11 protein-coding genes are annotated in these 18,771 nt (G+C 46.7%); 5 read left to right on the forward strand and 6 right to left on the reverse strand.

Features of this window, described 5'->3' with window-relative positions:
- Positions 1 to 195: 195 nt before the first annotated feature.
- Entirely contained in the window at positions 196 to 3,378 is a 3,183-nt protein-coding gene (locus OXH18_RS21100; protein WP_268609436.1) for a peptidase domain-containing ABC transporter, read from the reverse strand.
- Positions 3,379 to 3,389: 11 nt separating this feature from the next.
- Positions 3,390 to 4,175 carry a peptidylprolyl isomerase gene (locus OXH18_RS21105; protein WP_268609437.1) on the reverse strand — a complete coding sequence of 262 codons (786 nt, stop codon included), beginning with the start codon at positions 4,173 to 4,175 and terminating at the stop codon, positions 3,390 to 3,392.
- A gap of 1,053 nt (positions 4,176 to 5,228) precedes the next feature.
- Here OXH18_RS21105 and OXH18_RS21110 point away from each other — a divergent pair.
- Together OXH18_RS21110 and OXH18_RS21115 are read left to right on the forward strand one after the other, a co-directional pair.
- On the forward strand, positions 5,229 to 6,125 hold the full coding sequence (locus OXH18_RS21110) for a calcium-binding protein (RefSeq protein WP_268609438.1): 897 nt from the start codon (positions 5,229 to 5,231) through the stop codon (positions 6,123 to 6,125).
- A gap of 222 nt (positions 6,126 to 6,347) precedes the next feature.
- A complete protein-coding gene (locus OXH18_RS21115) occupies positions 6,348 to 7,310 on the forward strand; it encodes a hypothetical protein (protein ID WP_268609439.1) in 963 nt (320 codons plus the stop codon).
- A 219-nt stretch (positions 7,311 to 7,529) separates the two neighbouring features.
- Here OXH18_RS21115 and OXH18_RS21120 read toward each other — a convergent pair whose 3' ends face one another.
- The 4 genes from OXH18_RS21120 to OXH18_RS21135 form a co-directional block, all read right to left on the reverse strand.
- A complete protein-coding gene (locus OXH18_RS21120) occupies positions 7,530 to 7,775 on the reverse strand; it encodes a hypothetical protein (RefSeq protein ID WP_268609440.1) in 246 nt (81 codons plus the stop codon).
- A gap of 287 nt (positions 7,776 to 8,062) precedes the next feature.
- Positions 8,063 to 9,595 carry an FHA domain-containing protein gene (locus tag OXH18_RS21125; RefSeq protein ID WP_268609441.1) on the reverse strand — a complete coding sequence of 511 codons (1,533 nt, stop codon included), beginning with the start codon at positions 9,593 to 9,595 and terminating at the stop codon, positions 8,063 to 8,065.
- Between the two features lie 98 nt (positions 9,596 to 9,693).
- On the reverse strand, positions 9,694 to 11,427 hold the full coding sequence (locus OXH18_RS21130) for a hypothetical protein (protein ID WP_268609442.1): 1,734 nt from the start codon (positions 11,425 to 11,427) through the stop codon (positions 9,694 to 9,696).
- Between the two features lie 73 nt (positions 11,428 to 11,500).
- Positions 11,501 to 13,417: a serine/threonine-protein kinase gene (locus OXH18_RS21135; RefSeq protein ID WP_268609443.1), complete on the reverse strand. Its 1,917-nt coding sequence runs from the start codon at positions 13,415 to 13,417 to the stop codon at positions 11,501 to 11,503.
- A gap of 946 nt (positions 13,418 to 14,363) precedes the next feature.
- Between OXH18_RS21135 and OXH18_RS21140 the strand changes: the two genes are divergently transcribed.
- From OXH18_RS21140 to OXH18_RS21150, 3 genes are all read left to right on the forward strand, one after another.
- Positions 14,364 to 15,044: a winged helix-turn-helix domain-containing protein gene (locus OXH18_RS21140; RefSeq protein ID WP_268609444.1), complete on the forward strand. Its 681-nt coding sequence runs from the start codon at positions 14,364 to 14,366 to the stop codon at positions 15,042 to 15,044.
- Between the two features lie 514 nt (positions 15,045 to 15,558).
- Positions 15,559 to 16,788, forward strand: a complete 1,230-nt coding sequence (locus OXH18_RS21145; protein WP_268609445.1) for a PAS domain-containing protein — start codon at positions 15,559 to 15,561, stop codon at positions 16,786 to 16,788.
- Positions 16,789 to 17,296: 508 nt separating this feature from the next.
- Positions 17,297 to 18,697 carry a hypothetical protein gene (locus tag OXH18_RS21150; protein WP_268609446.1) on the forward strand — a complete coding sequence of 467 codons (1,401 nt, stop codon included), beginning with the start codon at positions 17,297 to 17,299 and terminating at the stop codon, positions 18,695 to 18,697.
- The last annotated feature ends 74 nt before the right edge of the window (positions 18,698 to 18,771 follow it).

Raw genomic sequence — 18,771 nt, forward strand, 5'->3', positions numbered from 1 at the left:
CAAAAAAGGATGAGGGATGAAGGAAAGGCTATAAAAGTCAAGAATGAGGGATGAAGCGGTAGTGGATGGATAGATGAGAGGAGGAAGGTGAGGAAGAGGGGAAAGCGATCGAACTAGCTTTTATGCCCTCTCTACCTACCTCGTCACCCCCGTCTCCAATCCCCAACCCTTGATCCCCTAATCCCCACGACCGCTTTACATACGGGACTGCTGAGTGTACAGGCAGTAATAAAGCTGGCGACGCGCCATCAAATCGTGGTGAGTACCCTGTTCAGCGATAATGCCTGCCTGCATGAACAAAATCCAATCGGCTGGGACGATTGTATTCAGTCGGTGGGTAATGAAGAAGCAAGTACGATCGTGGAATTTTCGCATCAGGTTCTCGCAAACTCGCCGCTCGGTCTCATAATCTAAGGCACTGGTAGCTTCGTCGAAGATCAGCAGTCTGGGGTTACGGGCGACTACGCGGGCAATGGCGATCCGCTGGCGCTGTCCCCCTGAGAGTGATCCGCCTCGTTCACCCACTTGGGTGCTGTAGCCGTCTGATAACTGCATAATAAAATCGTGGGCTTCGGCTACTTTAGCGGCTGCAATTACCTCTTCATCCGATAGGTTAGTAAATAGAGCAATGTTGTCGCGGATGGTTCCTTCAAACAACACAGCATCTTGAGGCACAATGCCAATTTGCGATCGCAGCGATCCTAAATTCACCTTGCTGACTTCGTATCCATCGATCGAAATGCTGCCTGTTTGGGCCGCATACAAACGCGGTAGCAATTTCATCAAGGTACTTTTCCCTGAGCCGCTTTGCCCGACAATGCCAACAAACGAACCGGCCGGAATATCGAGGCTGACGTTGGATAGCTGAAGTTGACCCGGCTTAAACCCAAAGCTGACTTCGTGATATTGCACCCGTCCGTCGATTGGAGGAAGCTGCAACCGGGTTGAGGATTGCGGGGTTTCTTCGGCTGGAAACTCGACAATATCGGCCAATAATTCCATTGACAACGACGTTTCTTGAAACCGCTGCCATAATCGCGCCAAGCGTAATAATGGCCCGGTGACATATCCCGTCAAAATCCGAAAGGCAATTAAACCACCCAGTGTCAATTCTCCCTTCAGCACCGATTCTGCACCTACCCACAACACCAAAAGACTGCTAGTGGTATTAAGAAAATGACTGAATGAACCAAACGTAGCGCTGACTGTTGAGGTTTTAAATCCACTGGCCAGATATTGCACATATCGTTCTCGCCATGTTGCTTCCACCAACGATTCAATGTGTTGCGCTTTAACGGTAAAGATGCCACCTAATACTTCAACGAGATAGGATTGCACCTTAGATCCATGATCGGATTTGATCCGAATCAGTTTTCGCTGAAGCGTTGAAACAATTAGGGTTGAAAGAATTACTAGTGGAACCGTTAAAAGAACACATAGCGTTAAACGCGGGCTATAGAGAAACATCACGGCTATGTAAAAGACCGAGAACACAACATCTAAGATTGCCGTGAGTGCCGTTCCGGTTAAAAACTGACGAATATTTTCTAATTCAGACAATCGTGATGATAACTCACCAACCGGACGTTTTTCAAAAAAGTTCATCGGTAGGTGCAGTAGATGGCGAACAATTTCGATACCCAAGCGTAAATCAAGCCGATTGGTTGTGCTGGAGAGCAAATAGGTACGCAAAACAGTTAAGCCACCCTCTAGCATGGCGAATATGATCATCAACATGCCAAACATTGGCATAGCATTGACACTAGCATTCACAATCACGTTGTCAATGACCTGTTGCACCAACAGCGGATTGGCTATCCCCAATAGCTGCACAAACATAGAGGCGATCAGCACTTGCAGCAAAATGCCTTGTTGTTTGGACAGCGCACCAATGAACCAGTGAAAGCCAAAATGTTTCAGAGGAGTTTGAGGTAATCGATCGAACACGATCGCCTGACATGCCGGAGAAAAACGATCGAAGGTGGTTGCATCAGGAGATAAGCGATTTGCTAATTGCTCAGGAGTTAAGCGCAGCAGCCCCGTGCGGGGAGAGCCAATGACGGTTGTTTTTGGGGAAACTTCATGCAAAATTGCTGGGATATCGTGGCAGCGCAACAGGGCCGGAGTCGTCAGCCGATTAAGACCACCCGCTGTAGGAGTGAAGCGAATCAGTTCTGCACTTAAGCCAATCGCTTGAGCAATCCGTAAGTACAAATCATACGGCTCTAGATGGGTGGTGGAATTTTTCGTCAACCAGCGCCGCAGCGAATCGGGGCGATAGGGCACTTGCAGCCGATCGCAAATCATGCCAAAACACGCTACCACATCTTCCACAGCAGTCGCTTCTGGCGATCGCCAAACGGAATAGGATTGGGCTGAAGGGTCAGCAGACAGGGCAGGGCGGGGCGATGTGGCTGGAGATGGAGGAAATATCAACGATGGAGTAGAAATTGACGAGCCGTGATCGAGATTTGTATCGATCGGGGTGTCAGAATCGATTGAGCTATCTGCAATGGGGGGATTGCTCGAAGCATTGCCGGGCAACAGAGGACGGTTAAACCCCGATCCAGGCAAGGTTGACGGTTTGGGAATGGCGCCGCTGAGAATGGCAGACGACAGAAACGCTCGATCGAGTCCCAAGAGCCGCACCGGAAACAATGACGGACGATGCGGATTCAACTGATTAGCAGCCCCCACAGGCGTTCCAATCGGAATATTGAGATATTCACCACCGCTAACTAACCAAATTCGATCGGCAGTCAGTTCCAGAGGTGCAACGGTATGATACGAATGTCCGCTTGACATGGTGGGATGCCAATGTTTTGCAACCGCTAGCTGCTCGCGATCGATATACTGCACCAAATCCTTGAGGCTGACTTCAGAGAAACGAGTGGGCATTGTGGATAAAAACCGAGACAGCGTATCAAACAGTTCAATTAAGCTAATCCGCTCGGTCAATACTGACATCAAATGTTGTACAGCCAGTAATTCAAATTCATCGGCTGGTAAGGCCAATGTCAGCACATCGGCTAGCTGGTCTGGCGGCTGGTTGTCTGCTACTGTAATTGCCGCTCGTACCGAACCTACCGAAATCCGACGCAGTAGGCTATCCCACCCTATAACCTCACCCTTGCCAACAACAGCTAGGGTCGGGCTTTGATACGACGTGGGGCCCAACAGTCGAACTCGCTCTTGCACGACACAGTGAATGGCAGAAGGTAACTCTTTGGATGCATAGATAAGATCACCGGGGCGAAACGAGCAGAGACGCAACTTTGAAGCAACCTGTCCTCGCAGCTTGGCGGGTACATGATTAAACGGCCAAGCTTCAAAGAATTCTGAAATGAATGAGTCAATTTGTGCATCTACAGAAGTCATGCGGCGTGTCCTCAACCGTCTATAAGGGCTTCATCTCGGCTTGTGTTTGGTTCTGGCTGCACAGCGATCGTCCCTGGAGTTGCAAACAGCGAGCGAACTTGAGTTTGAAGCCACCGATCGTACAATTGATTGATTAGATTTGTGCGAGTTGCTTCAGTTAATCGAGCAGATGTCAACTTTTCTAAGCGTACAATCCAAAAAGTTTCTGCAACAGGCACAGGTCCATAAATTGCCCCAACATGTTCATTGCGAAATAAAGTGGCAATTTCGATCGGCAGAGATGACATCGGTAATGGCCCAATCCACCCACCTGTCTGCCGTTCATTTCCCAAAGAATAACGTTGAGCGAGTTGGGCAAATTCGGCTCCATCATCGCGTAATTGAAAATATAATTCTTGCGCTAATGGTAGATCGGTTAACTGAATTAATGAGAATTCAACTTGATCTAAATCAGATTTCGATCGCAAGAACTCGGATTCAACTTGATGAGCGAACTGTAAGTGTTTGAATTTATCAACTCGCAATCCTCGTAATAAGACTGCATTGAAATAGTCTGAAGTAATACCTTTGTGTTGACACCATTGCTGCACAAATTCCTCAAAATTGTCTGGCATCGCCACATCTGCATTTCCGACAAGCGCTTGGAACAGTTCTTGCTGAGAAATAGAAACATCTCGAATGATGTCATCTAATAGCACCTGACCGACTAATGGCTCTAAGAGTTTGTATTGCACCAATGCAGAAATTAATTGATCGGCGCTGAGCAGGCGATTGCCAATCTTTAAACACGTACTCATAGCATTGCCCTCAACCATGAACCGGAGACGATCGCCAGAGCATAATGCCCTTTCTATGAAAGCCTCCGCATTGGGCTGTGGTAACGATCGCACCCGATTTCCAAACTGGCATAGCTGCAACTGAACGCCATACCAAACGACATAACATCTATACAGAACGAAAACTGCTGTTCAGGAAGAGCACCAAAACCGATCGGCTAGCTGGAACGTACTTTAATCTGATTCAGGCAAGTTAAGCGACCTCTGATTCAGCATTTGCCAGCTAATTGGAACTACTTCTATCATCTTGATTCCAATTAAGCAGTGATAGCCGACACACACAGTTGATAGTTGCAGTGATAGTTGCAGTGATAGTTGCAGAATTAGCACCCGATTCAATTCAACTTACATGCAAATTGCTAAAACACCAATTCTTTATTCAACTTCACTCAGGATACATGCTTTTGCCTATTTAGAACCAATAAAATTGATTGGGTTCTAATGATGAATAGATATATTTTAGTAAAAAAACAAACATTGAGCAACTCAGTATTAGGATGTGATCGGGATCATTCAAACCTAGAAACAGTCAGTGGTTGCGGTATTTACACTTCAGTCAAACGCTTCGGTGATGGAGTGAACACCGTATAAATAAGTGAAGCAGCCTTTGAAAAGATCTGAGGATTTTGGGTTGGCTAAATCGTTTTGCCTTCTTATCTTGGTATAGGAATGCAAGAACCCGATACAGAATCAACGGTGCAGAAACATCATTCAATCGGGTATTAGCCAGGTTGGCGTGTATTTGGAAGGAATTTTGTTGGTAATTCTCTAAATCGTTCCGATGGCGCTGACCTCTTCTGTAGAAATGTTATTGAGTCCGGTTGGTTGTAATTGTGTAGAACGTGATTGAGACCGGACACCGAATTAACCAATTTCTCTATCGCGATGCTTCCCCGTTTTCAGTCGCACAGGCTTCACTGTGGGAGTAGACGTTAGTGTTCGGGCCGATTTCGGCTTGCAATCGCAATTACATCTCAATCACTCTGCTGTTTATCTGATTACAAGGAATCTATCATGAGCAACACCACACAAAAAGCATTGGATGCGATTCTGGAAGCATTACAGAATAATGAAGAAATTAGACCCATCACGGGCAGACGACGGTTTAATGGCACGTCGAACGCAGATATATTCATTGGCAGCGATCGCAATAATGTTGCCCGTGGCAAGCGCGGCAATGATATTTTAGTTGGCATTGCTGGCAACAATACACTCGATGGCGGCAACGGCAATGATCTCTTAATTGGTGGAGATGGAATCGATGTGCTGTCGGGCGGTAACAACCGGGATACACTGTTGGGCGGTGCAGGCGATGACCAACTCGACGGTGGCAACGGCAATGATTTTCTGGATGGTGGACTGGGTGCAGACGTGTTGACAGGCGGTAATGGAGTCGATCAACTCGTAGGTGGTGCTGGCGTAGATACCTTAACGGGTGGAGCCGATCGCGATCAGTTCATCTATAACGGTGATCTGTTTGCCAATGGTACGCCTGCGTTGGTTGCTGCGCCTAACATTAAGGTATTGAATACACCTGACATCATTACTGATTACATGATCGGTGAAGATCAGTTTGTCTTTGACAGAGCCAATCTTGGGTCAAAAGATATTGTGTTCCAAAAAGGAACGGCATCGGGAATTGCGGCTGACGGCAATGTGATTGTGTTAACGGATGGATTTGCGGCGGCAGGAGCGGCGGCTCGGGCCATTGCCAACAATGAGAATATTCAGGCAAAGGAAGGCGTGTTTGTGTACTTTAACACCACGCTGGGCTTGACTCGTACCGTTTACTCGCAAGACTTAGCCAACGGTGGTGACATCAGCGTCCTAGCAAACTTAGACAATCAGCGTGGGGCGGTTGGACAAGCAAATATCGCTAATTTTACAGCCAATGATTTTGGGTTGGCTTAATTCTGCCGAAGTACAGCTTGGGTGAGGTGAGCAACATTCACCCTGCTTAAAGTTCTCCCAACCATCGATGCACTACCGTATCTTGTGACAAACATGACCTCGTGAACTGTTAAATTGTTTAGCTCCTGATTACCTAGAAACACTAGCCTAGAAACGTGTCGGTTAACATGTTGAGACAACAGGGTGCACCTACTTTTACCATCTGTTTGGAATTTCCTCGCCATGAAACAACGAATTTTAGGAGGTGGAGCGATCGTTTGCTCTGCGATGGTGATGTATGGCTGGGCGCAATCTTCCACCTCCAATTTCAATTTGGGTAACTGTGTTGGTGAATTCGCCAAAAAACTTTCTGGACGGTCTCAAGCTGAAAATCAAGCGCAGGAGCGTTGTGTACCCATCACCCTTCCCAAATTGAGCCAAGTTCCAGAGCAACTGTCCATTCCCAGCCTCAGCCGTGCTAGCAAAGTACCTCCCGCCATGGAATCCATGTACGCTGAGTTGTTGGCACAAGCCCATGCCAGTGCCGATGCCGATCGCATTGCCGAAGCCATTACGATTGTGGCAGGTATTCCTAAAAACAGTCAGCATCACGGAGTAGCTCAACAACTGCAAGAGGACTGGTCTCAAGAGTTATTAGAAAGGGCGACGAATCGTTATCAACAGGCCGATATGCCCATGGCCATGACCATGCTGAATGCCATTCCTCAAACGAGCCAACGATATGATCGCGCCACCGAATTACGCGACCGCTGGCAACAGCAAACTACTGCCCTCGATCAAGCTCTGGCTGCCAAGGACATTGGCGACTGGACTAGTGTAATTGCGGCTTTAGGCACGTTAGAAGGCACCGATTTGTATCATAGTGCGCTGGTTCAACAACTATTACAGCAAGCCACTCAAAAGCGGTTTGAACCTGATGCCGCCCTGATGCAATTAGCCACCACCGCTGCTACCGCATCTTCCCAAGAAATTCCCCTATCAATTCCTTCAACGATTCCTTCAACTGTATCGATCGATCCAGTTCCACAACCTACCAATCTAGTCGTTGCCCTCGATCAAGCGTTGGAATGGGCACGTCCTACTCCCGTTTCTCCATCTGTACCATCGAAAGCACCCAAACGGGAAGCGATGGTGAACACAACTCATTCAGCGATCGATTCATTGACAAAAGGGTTATTGCAATAATGGCAATGGACTAGTTTAGGTGCAGAGGTTAGGGATAATTGGAGCGCCGAAACAATTGAAGGGGTTTCAAAGTCCCTCTTGGGGTGAGAGTCATCAAGTTTTGTCAGTCAACTAGCCTTTCATCCTCAAAATCTCAATTTTGTCGGAATCCTTTAGGTGAGGATTCCGATTTGGCTATACGGGCGCTAACCCATTACGCATCACCCATTGCCATTTACCTTACCGATCGACATAGCGCTTGTAAATCCGCATAATCTCACCCGGCTCGCGAATGGTGGCTTGCTGAATTTGTGCGTAGGGCAAGGCCCGTGACCAGTTTTCCACCCGACAATAGCCACAGTGATACAGGTGGGCAATTTCTGCCTCTATGTCTTCGGGTTGTCCAATCATCAAGATTTTGACGGCGCGGCGCTTGCTTCTGATCGATCGCGCGTCTCCCGATGGAATATCAATGAAGTCAGCCATGATGTAAAACTCCTAGTTTCAGATGAGGAAACTAGAAGCCAAATTCGATTCACCATTGCAGCAGGATCTGTCAGCTAGATGAGATAATCTCTTCTAGCCTTAGACCGGTGACGCTCCGGTTTAAGGTTAGCTGGTTAGGGTCGGTGCCAACTTCCCTAATCAGCGCTCCTAGAATTTAGCTTCTAGGGTCGATGTTAGTGAGTGACTATCCTTTCGGAACAAAAAGATAGCCTTGGTAAACGAGGCTATCACTTTGCTGTGCAATAATCAAGTGACAAGACGCAACGCTAGGCTTCTACCACCACCCGATCAACTGGATAGCCCACGCACGCTAAGGCATAACCTGCCTGTTGATCTTTGTCAGAAAGAGCAGCCGGGGGCGCATCATATCGCACTTGACCTTGGCGCGTCACTACTTTGCAGGCTCCACAAGCCCCCACGCGGCAGGCGTTGGGAATAGCGATGCCTTCTTGCTCGGCTAACTCTAAAATTGATGAGCAATCATCGGCCACAACCTCTTTGTTGGACTTGGCAAAGCTAACCATTGGTGCAGATTTTGAGGTGACGCTGTTAGCCACGCGATGCCCATTGCCGTTGTTGAGGTTGCCGTTGCTGAGAATAACCGTGGCTTGGTCGGGGCGGGTTTCCACAGGTACAGTTGTCTTTGTGTTTGATACCGTTGGCTTTTTGCCACCAAAACTCTCTTGTTGATAATTTTGCATCGGAAAGCTCATGGCTTCGAGCATGGATTTAACACCTTGCATGAATCCATCTGGCCCACAGACAAAGACCGATCGTTCTAAAAGATCGGGAGCAACTAAGTGCAACAGTGATTTAGAAATGCGTCCTGTATAGCCCATCCAAGCGTGACCAGACAGTTGGCGCGTCACTGTGATGGCGAGGTGAAAGTTGGGCATTTGGGCTGCCATTGTTTCTAACTCGGTGCGAAAGACTAAATCGTTGGCGCTGCGGGCACTGTGCAGAAAAACAATATCGCAATCAGCCAAACTGTCTTGTACCCAACGAGACATAGACATCATGGGGGTGATGCCGCTTCCGGCAGAAATCAACAGTAGCTTGGAGGGTAAATTGGGTAAACAGGTGAAGTGACCAATCGGGCCACCAATGAAGTTAATGCGATCGCCTACCTGAAGATGATCATGTAACCAATTGGAAACTAATCCCGGTGGCGCATCAGGTTGATCCGGAGGGGAAGACACTCGCTTAACGGTAATGCTGAGATGATAGGGACGAGTGGGCGAAGAGGAAATGGAATAAGGGCGAATGACAGGTTTACCATCAATTTCCACTTGCACATTCACAAACTGCCCTGGTTGATAGGTGAATAAAACGGGTGGTTCAGCGACAAAGCAAAACGTCTTAACGTCGGCTGTTTCGTCAATGATGCGACAACAACGGCACTGCAAGTCTCCTTCTGTCCACAGTTGATCGGGTAACGGCAAGGTGGCGACAGGAGCAGGCACAAATGAAACAGGCGTTGGCGGGGAGAGTTCTTCGACATACAAAAACGTTTCGCCAATTTGTAGTAAATCGCCCGGACGGAGGGGACGGCGATCGTGCACAAGCACCGCTTCACCATTCAGCAGCGTTCCAGAGGTGCTGCCGACATCAACAAAATGATAGGTATCGTCGTTGTAAATAATTTGTCCGTGCACTCGACTCACTTCTGGACTGGGCAATACTAAGTCAGAGGTGGTATTACGACCAATCACCCATTCTGTTTGACCGGGATAGGACTGATCGAGGTGATGATTTTGAAATTGACGCTGCTCAAAATTTACTGATTTCAGTTTCAGCATGATCGGTTCTTGTGTAGGGAGTGGGGCAGAAGGAATAGAAGAGAAGGCAGGAGGGCGATCGCGGAATCGCCCTTACCTAAGGCTCGTATCCAGAGGCTCTAATTTCGATCGCGGTTGTGACCGAGTGAGGGATCAGAACCAGTCCTGGAACGATGACGCAGTTGTTTGGCGATGGTTTTTGCTAGGGTGACAGCATCGTGCATTTCGGGCGATTGCTGTGTTTCGCGTGGGGTTGTCAAGATGTCTGGGTTCATCGCCGCGATCGTTTCAATGGCAGCAAAGTGGTCGGCATCGCTTACCTGTAAATCTTGGCGTAATTTTCGACAGAAATCAAAGCTGCTGGTGGCATCGACTATGTTTTGTTCTAACAAGTCTTGAACAACGCCTGTATAACTCTGGAGCCGCAATTGCTGAGAGAATTCTGACAGCACTTTAACGAGTGTGTATACTTCATCCGAGGAAAGATCTTCAAGCTCGCGTCCCTCTAATAGGCTGGCATCGAGGTTGAGTTTGTGCAGTTGCTTTCGTAAGCTGGCAGCCATGCTTTCTCGTTCGTATTGAGACCGATCGCGACCGAAGGTGCGATAAAGCCACATAGAGCCAACTAAGACAATCAGCGCATTGAACGCTAATAACGGCATTGGTGGCATTCGGTTGAGAGATGGTCGTGCTCCGTAGGAGAAGAAGGTCCAAAATGATGCAGCGGTGAAAATAGTGAAGATGGCATGTTGAGCTTGGATGGCTGTTACAGCACGACCACGCCATCCGGTGTAGAGACGATAAAGCCGTTCAAGAAGTTGACCAAGCGTAAAGGTAATGGCAATGAGCACAAAAAAGGTAATGAATACAGCTATCAGTTTGGGAATGGGCAGGGAATGGCCGTAGATATAAAATCCCGTATCCAATACTTTGGAGACTTGATCTTCTTCATGTGTCCATGCACCTGTGAAGTAATAATCCCAGTTACCGGCATAGAGGAAATAATACAAATAAAATGCAATTACCATGCCCAAATAGCCATATTGCACTAGCCGCCGTCCCGGTTTGCTCAGTTCGGTCCAATAGTTCTTTTCAGCATCGATGTCAAAGCAAGGCATTTTACAACTGACACAGGCACTTCGTTCTTGCTTAGTGACGGGATCAACTATACGACACATTGATTGAGAAATGATTGGCTTTTGAGATAAGTGCGCTTGACTTCCCAATAACGATCGTGGCCCAGTATACACAAGCTGCACAGGAGCCATCGGACAGAAGTAATGACACCAGCTTTTTCCGGCATAGAGATATCCCACTAGAATGGCGCAGAGAATGCTGCCAATCAAGAAAAAGCCAAGCATATGACGATCGGAATTGGTAAACAAAATGCGCCCTCCCAACCCCAGCACAAACAAACCAAACTGAACATAGAGATGGTTGCGACCAAGCCAGGAATTTTCGCCAATGGTGACAACTTCCGATCGAATTTCACCCGTGAGGGGATCAATGACTTTACGCCGTCGCTGAATGCCAAGCGCCCGTGGAATTTGCGACAGAAATGATAATGGACAAATACGCCGCCAGAATTCATGTCCTAGAACTAACAAGATAAAAATTCCAGCCGGGACAATCATCGCCCACCACATCAGTGCTCCCATCGCAAAGGGTTGTTCGGGCATGCATGTTTCGCGAATTTTGACACACTTAATTGGATCTAAATAAATTTCCGGTCTTAGGCGAAAAGGACTCGCCAAATTATCCGGATGCGTGAACATGGGCGTGATTGGATCATAGAAAAATGAGAAGATAAGCAAAAGCCAACCAAGCGTTAGCACCCAACGAACAGAGTGCATTGTTTTTTCGGAAACATTATTCAGCATAGTGATGTCAGAATAGTTGTAGTTAATGACTTGGAACCAAATAATCTCAAGGCAGTGCTGCACTCATTTGCCAAACTTGCAATCGATGATCGGGGTTCCAACTGACCAAAAAACGATGATCGGGGCTGAGGGCCACATTCAAACTTTGTCCCAAATCACCCGTCTTTTCCTCTACCAAGCGTCCAGCCCGCGCTCCCCAAACTCGAATACTGCCATTGTTATTGACGGTAATCATCTGTTGGTCATTCAGCGATGCTGTCACGGTTTTTGCTGACTTCTCGGAACACACTTGCATCAATTCTTCGCGCTCAAGATTCCACACCAAGGCGCGATCGTCACCAACACTCACGAGCAACTGATCAACCCGTTGTAAACCGAGGATAGTTCCGGTATGTCCGGCAAATTGGCGATGAATTCTATCAGCCACCAAATCCCAAACGAGTAAGCGATTGCCGCTGGCACTGATCAATTGCTCTGGCTGTGCTCCATAGACTAGCGCGGTAATTGCAGTCTCAGATGCATCAATGGTCTTTAGCAATGCGCCAGTCGTCACATCCCACAGCCGAATGGTTCCAGTTTGGTCGCCACTAGCCAACGTGTTCGCATCGGCACTTAGGGCAACGGCTGTCACGGGTGCTGGAAGCCCCTCAAGGGTCTGCAACACTTGTCCGGACACCGCATCCCACAACCGCAGGGTTCGGTCGTCACTGCCACTTACCAACAACCGACTATCTTGACTCATCCCGATCGCATTAATTCTGCCCGTATGCCCGCTGAGCGACTGTTGGGCAGTTTCATTGCTTAATGACCACAAATATAAGACGTGATCCGAACCAGCCGCGACAATCGTTTGATTGTTGGGGGCAACCAAGAGACGATCGATCTCCACATCAACCGACCAGTCGCGCAAGATGCTTAAATCTACCGTCGCAGATCGGGTGAGCAGGGCTAATCTAGACAGTGTCAGGTTGGGATCTTCTTGACTATAGAAATAACCAGCACCTAACAGACTAGACAGTAAAACAGCCGTGATAGCGGGTTTCCACACTCGTTGCACCGATCGCTGCCAGTTTGGCACCACCCATTGACGAGTCGATCGACGATGAGGACGATCGAGAGGCAGGGCTTGCAAATCAGACAGCACATCAGCAGCAGACTGATAGCGATTGTGAGGATGGCTCCGCACCATTCGTTCTAGAATGGCGATGAACTCAGCCGAAAGCGTGGAATGCCCTGACGATTCGTGCAGATGCCGCTGCCAATTGAGTTCTCCTGAGATTAAATCTTGCTGAAATTGACGGGGTTGTATCCCCGTAAGCAATTGAATGGTCAACATGCCTAGAGCGTACAGATCGCTATTCATCTGCGACATTCCCAATTGCTGCTCGTCTGGCATATAACCGGGCGTACCAATGACGATCGGGGTATCGTCGCTATCGGGTTGTGTTTGAGTGTCAGTTTCGGCAAGAAAACAGGCGGCTCCAAAGTCAATCAAAACGACTTGACCATCTCGACGACGACGAATTAAATTGCTGGGTTTGATATCGCGGTGAATCACGCGATGGGAATGAATATATTCCAAGACAGGTAGTACGCTCTGCAATAGATCGATCGCCGCTTCTCCAATCAAGCGCCGTCCTTGTTTGATCCAATCTCGCAGGTTTTCACCATCGATGTATTCCTGAACTTGATAAATTTGTTCCTGTTCATGGCAATAAGCATACAGGGTTGGAATTTGCGCATGTTGTCGTCCTAGTTGATCAAGAATGCGTGCTTCTGTTTCAAATAATCGCTGTGCTGTTTCTGGAGAAATAGCGCTATCTGGCGATACATTCAAGTATTTAACAACGCAAACTGGATGTCGCGGCAGATATTTGTCGCGAGCCAAGTAGGTTTCGCTGAATCCACCCGCACCTAACTTTTTCAAGATCAAATAGCGTCCGGCTAATAGTTGTCCTATCATTCCGTTAACCCTTCAGCGCAACTATCCCGTTAGTAATCCATTTCTATTCTTCAACAAATGGCCATGGATTGGTTGATGGCCTTGTATTGTCCTGTCTTAAGACAGCACGATCGTACCCAGAATGATCCAACTTCTGTCTGCGCATCTAAATACACCGCATTAGATACGCCCCAGTTCTTTAGGGATTAACGCGCTCATAAATTACTCATTTGACGACTTACACAATTGCCCATAGGATCACCTACGCAACTTTGGCACAGTCACTCCTTGCTTCCACACCAACTTTCAGGCACACTATCAGGACTACAACTCTATGCCAGCAGACGAGGGATGTTTCGATCGGATTAACACTAAGTAATGCAATATCTGCACGGGTGTATTGGTAAATGGCAGAAGCGTATTAATTGACCCTAAATTCGAAAAACGGCGTGATATGCGATGCAGCCAAATTGTGCTTAATCTTAGCCAGCAATACCAGTCATGGGTGTGACTTGTCGCACAATCCAAAAACAATATTAAGCCACTGATCCATTCAGTACCGATTAATTAGAACTATGCTCGTAGAAGCGTTCCAATTAACTAAAGCAATCATATCTTAACAAGTTTGGCTGCTCAAGCAACAACTGTTTGGTAAAAATATGAATCGCCAGAATTGGTAAATGGCTCAAGCGCAGACATTGACTGCATTTAACCCGCCAGACAGATTGCACCTTAGAAATCACAAATCCCATACACCATCAAACCACTGACGCAATTGATTGTAAAGATATGTAAAAACGTTCAACATTTTGGTGGATAAGAAAGTAGATAGAAACAGCATTCACTGGCGAGAATACGGCAAGAACATCAGAAAACTGCCAATATCATCGTCAATTCCTAAAAAGATGCAGAATGCACCGATTTATAACTCACTAGTATCTTAGACATCAGCCAGGAGAGGATAGCAATGCGCGCACTCTTAGTTGCACACGAACGCGGTACAGCCCGATTTATTCAGCAAGGACTCGCTCGTGCTGGCTATGCAGTGGATGTTGCGGTGGATGGTCAGGCTGGCTTGAATGACGTGCTCGGTACTGATTACGATGTCATCATCTTAGATATTGTGTCACCGCTAATAGATGGGCTTCGCTGGTTGCGGGAATTTCGCACAAAACGCTTAAAGCCGCCTGTACTGTTTCTATTTTCCCGTGAAGGGATGGAGGAACGGCTCGAATTCAATCTAAGCACCTTGAATCTGGAAGCGAATGATTACTTAGTGAAGCCGTTTGTTTTTTCAGAATTATTGGTGCGTCTACGATCGTTATTACGGCGCCCCTCGGCTTTGACCGATACCCTATTGCAGGTTGGCGATCTAGAAATGGATACGGTTGCTCACCAAGTACGATGGCATAATCAGGAAATTCACTTGAGCGTTCGTGAATTCGCACTATTAGAATACTTGATGCGACATTCGGGGCAAGTGTTAACCCGTGCTCAAATTGCACAACAGGTGTGGAATTTTAAGTACACTAGCGACACGAAAGTGATTGACGTTTATATTGGGTATTTGAGACGAAAGTTGAATCAAGGTGCAGCGAAGGTTCCGATTCAGACCGTCCGTGGGGTGGGATACCGCTTGAGCTTGTAGAGAAAGTATGTAAAAACTAGTGTGTTGGGCCACATAGCTCGCAGCGATCGGCTAGAGTGGGTGATTTTGTATCACACCTTCAATTTGTGATCTGAGGTCAATCTCATGGTGATCTTGCACAATGACAAACGTCATGATCAAATCAATTACAAAATTCTTCCAGCGAATAGCTGATTTTTAGCCGATTATCATTCATCGATTAGGGATCATTGTATCCTTGCCGGTCAGTCTAACTGCGCTGAAATAGGTGGGAAAAGCAAGAAAAGTAAGGTTGTGAAAAATTCCTAGTCACTTCTTACTGAATTCTTACAAAATTCTCGTAATCTATTTTGTTGAGCTTCTCTGATAAAGTGATGAACGAGAAATAACGATTGTGGTGTAGCTACTTGCTGTTAATCCCACACACAGTGCTAGAGAAGGTACAAAATTAGTTTAGTGTAGCTTCATCGAATCTAGGCTACAGAGGTGCAAGGATAGCGTGGAAAAAATTGCGACTTTTTGGGATATCCCTGGGATGCAATCAAAGATCTCCCTGGAGTTTCTAGCCAAACTGCTAGATCCTATTTGTATATACGACGAACAGGGTCAAACGGTTTACGCCAGCCCCAAATTTCTAGAAGCTTTTGAGTCTAACGCAGAAGAGGTCAATTTTTTTCAGTACTTTCCATCTGACATCACCCCCATGTCAGCGTTAATTGACGGCTGGCAACGTGCCCTCCAGGGTGAAACCGTTTTGTTTGTACTCCGCTCTAAAACACAGGTCGAACTTGAATGTTCGCTGCAATTCAATCCGGATGCAAAGTTGATGTTTTTAAGTGCTAGAAGGTCTACCTTGGGGGCTTATGTAGATCAGCTAATCAGTGAATATGAACAGCTATTGTTGACCTTATTCAATCATCCCAACGTGGCAGCGATCGTCGTTGATTTTAATGGGCGGATTGTTCGTGCCAGTGCCAAACTGCATGAAATGTTGGGGACACAACCCGATGAAGAGATCTATCTTGAAACATTTGTACATCCGGAAGATAAATTCATTGATCTGAATTTACGACAGCGCTTACTTGATGGAGAGATTAAAACCTATACGATCGAAAAACGCTTGATCTCACGACGAGGAGATGTGACTTGGATCAATGCCAGCGTGTCACTGATTACTTTATCCAGCAGCATCAACTGTGCGCAGCGATATTTGGTGGCACTATTAGAAGACATCACAGAAAATAAAAAAATTTATGCTGCGTTGATTCACACTGAAGCAAAATGGAAGGCGTTTGTTCTCAATAGTTTGAGCTTATTTCTTCAAACTAGCCGTACTGGACAAATTATTTACGCTAGCCCAGCAGTAGAGCACATTTTAGGCTATACCGAGGAAGCCCTGTTGGGAGTTCATGTAACCAGCTTAATTCACCCAGAAGACATCGCAATTTTTGAAGAAGCTTTGCCAGTTTGGACAAGCAGTATATATTCCCAGCGGGCAGGCATTGAATGTCGTTGGAAAACTCAATCCTCAAACTCGGTATACCTTTATACACAAGGACGGCGATTTCCGTTGGCGTTGGGTATGGATGGTCTTATCATCAGCGGTCATGACATTACGGTGCGAAAGCAAGCTGAAGCCGAATTACGCCGGAGTGACGCTATCAACCGCATTATGATACAACTACTACCAAATTTAATGCGTTGTCTCAGTCAACTTGATGGACTACAGGAGCTAGCCTATGCTCGCAACCTTCAATTTCCTTAGTCCAATTACTTTGGTGAAAATAAAGACGATCGATTGATTGCCATCTAAACGGGTAGCAAGAGCGCAACCTGTCTAATTGATCAGGTTATTCCAAAAGATTTGTTTCAAAGGACATGACCATCACTGTAGGCTTCATTCTAGAACTCACGCGGGCTATCTAGATGGTCTTTGGTTCTAAGCGCCAACATCATGCCACAAACTGTGCTAACTCAAGCAACAGAGGGCAGGCGATCGACTGATGATTCGAGAGATATCTTGTTGAAAACAATTGAAATTGCTCATCTTGTTTAATTCTTGACCAAGAACTCATCTTCCTTCGCACAATCTTGCCCTGGCCGTTTAGTCAAGCCGGGAGCATTAGTATACAATATCCGTATTCTATGTGGCTTCGATTGAACCCAGCGGGGTCGCTCAATTTTTGTGAGTTTTATACCCATGTGCGCATGGAATCGTCAAAGTCGGAGCGCCATGTTCCTATCCCTGTTGTTGATGCGAGGCTTGTCACGCTATGCCAAGGCACGATGCTAAAGCAGGCACCCCGTTACTCCATCAAACCGAGCGTTTTCCTGCTGTTGCCAATAATGCAAGTTCAGATAGCGAATTGATGCAGTATACGGACATGCTTGCTCAAGTTAACCAACTCAAGTCCAATGCCAAGCTTGCATTGATATACGAACTAATTAGTGAGCTTGAGACTGAACAAATTCAGTCGTTATTGGAGTTTGCCCAGCGAGAAATCACTGAACGTCAACGTCTGCTGTCTCCGTCGTTACCGCCTTCCGATCGCAAAACACGGTTACTGCTGAAAAAAGACTACAGCTATCAAAATCGCGGTTTAAGTGAACCTAATCAATACTACGTTTATTTGCGACGCCGTAAACCTAAACTCGATCGCTATATTGGCACGCTGTTCTATATCCCGCAAGGTTGTACGCTCTCCTATTTTCCAGATGCGGAAGGACGAGTTCTGTTCAATCCTCCTCACAACACCTTTCAATTGAAGGATGCTAATAATCCTGACTTGATACGGTTGGTTCGGTTAATTGGTTTGGAACCCCCACCCTCAGACTATACCTTTACGAAACAGCAAAATGATGTCCCAGAAATTTATCTACGTCTAGAATATCTTGACCCGCATACTTACCAGTCGATCGGCGAAAAGATTTATCCATTTCCATTCTGTATGTATGAAGGTGGAGAACTCGATCGCTATCGTTGGGATGTTACAACAGTTGTCTTGCCGTCGGAAACAAAGGTTGAAACGAATACAAAAATAAACACAAACATATATTCAGAACTACACCAAGAACTACAAGCAATCGATTCACCATCTCATGCGAGATCGAGTTCATGCGTTCCATTCTCTTCTGAACCTTGTTCAACCGATTCAACTCAGGCGATCGAACATCCGTCTTCATCAGAGTTGTTGACAAACAATAGCTCAACAAAAGACAAATTATCTCATGAATCTTCTCGACGAGTAATTCAACTACCCCCGACTAAAGCAATCACCTTCTATTTAACCGATCGTCGCGATGCATCAACGGTCTTGGAGCGAATGCGCTTATGGGTGTCATGGAGTGATAGGGCCATGCCTCAATCTCGGTGGGAACTTGTGCAGAATAATAGTAGCTATACATTAATGAATGCCAACTTCAAGCGAACGATTTTGAGTTTCTCGATCGATGCAGCCTCTATGAGGCTTGAGAACTCGCTGCCTGTTCTTATGCAATGGTTTCATGATTTAGCATTGGCTGTGTCTCAGTCGCAAAGTCAACGCTGCTACAGCGCAGCACAACTCAAACTAGCACATAACTTGTTTGTTGAGATGAGCCTCCCGCAAGATAATCCGCTGGTGGTGCTTAAAACGTTGTTTGGAGTAGATTTTTCTGAACAGGAATGTCTTTGAGCAGTCCCGCATGAAACTATAGAACTTTCAGATGAGAATTTGCCTCAGACCTTGCTGTTGCTATCGAGGTTTTC

Origin of the sequence: Thermocoleostomius sinensis A174, assembly GCF_026802175.1 — a bacterium.
Taxonomy (GTDB): domain Bacteria; phylum Cyanobacteriota; class Cyanobacteriia; order Elainellales; family Elainellaceae; genus Thermocoleostomius; species Thermocoleostomius sinensis.